The organism is Hydrogenophilus thiooxidans, from assembly GCF_019049855.1.
Classification (GTDB): domain Bacteria; phylum Pseudomonadota; class Gammaproteobacteria; order Burkholderiales; family Rhodocyclaceae; genus Hydrogenophilus; species Hydrogenophilus thiooxidans.
Genome location: NZ_JAHLSY010000067.1, coordinates 1 through 885, shown reverse-complemented (window position 1 = coordinate 885; position 885 = coordinate 1). Strand labels below are relative to the sequence as shown.

Annotated in this window: 1 protein-coding gene; it reads right to left on the bottom strand. The window is 61.2% G+C overall.

All coding sequences use genetic code 11. From position 1 onward, the window contains the following. Window positions 1-224: 224 nt before the first annotated feature. Window positions 225-885: PD-(D/E)XK nuclease domain-containing protein (locus KUL93_RS11285; RefSeq protein WP_217127132.1), on the bottom strand; the 661-nt coding region annotated here is incomplete at its 5' end.

Below are 885 nucleotides of genomic sequence, written 5' to 3'. Positions count from 1 at the left end.
ACGCTTCGGGCCGTTGCCCGAATCGGTGCAGGTGCGCCTGAGCACCGCGAGCCGGGAAGAGATCGAGCGCTGGCTCGACCGAGTGCTTGATGCGCACACGCTCGACGAGGTCTTTGCCGAGTAGCACGAACGCCTCCCGATCTCGGGCCTGCGCACGCTCCCGATCATCGGCAATATCATAGGCGCAAATAAAAGTTTGTGGTTTTTTTCGTCATGCTGCGCCCTCACCCAGTTACCGCATCGACCGCCACGACATTACGCGCACGTTTGCTGAATTCGATGCCGACGAGATGTACCGGCAGCCCTCCCCCGCGGTACTTCTCAGCGTACCCTTTGGCCAGGAGTTGCGCCAGCGCTTGGCCTTCGGGTTCGTCTGGAACGACCTTGAATTCGAAGAGGTAAATGCGCTCCGGGAGCTTCACCGTGAGGTCGATGCAGCCGTGGTTGGTGACGTCCTCAGCAATGAGTTCCAGCCCCAGCGCCGCGAGGTGGCTGTAAAAGACGCTGGCCCAGTACCCTTCGTAGTGGGTGATGGGGTTTTTACGGTACCAGTCGTGCGGGATGCTCGCGTAGAGGCGTTCGAGGTGGTGGCGCAGTAAGGTCGTGTCGGCTCGCACCAGCGCTTCATAGGCGCTCAGGGTCACTTGTTCGGCCAGCGAGGGGTCGCCCATCAGCCCTTTGAGCAGCGCATCGTTGAGGCTGTAGGCGACTTCCAGGTTGGGGTAGCCCAGTTCGTATTCGATGCGTGCGCCGATGCGCCGCTGTCCGTGAAAGGTGAGGTAGCCCGTCTGCCACAGGAGCGCCTCTGGGGCCATCGTGTCGACGTCGAACGCCGACAAGAGCTCCTCGGTGGCATAGAGCCGTTCCAATTGTGGGGTGAAAAAG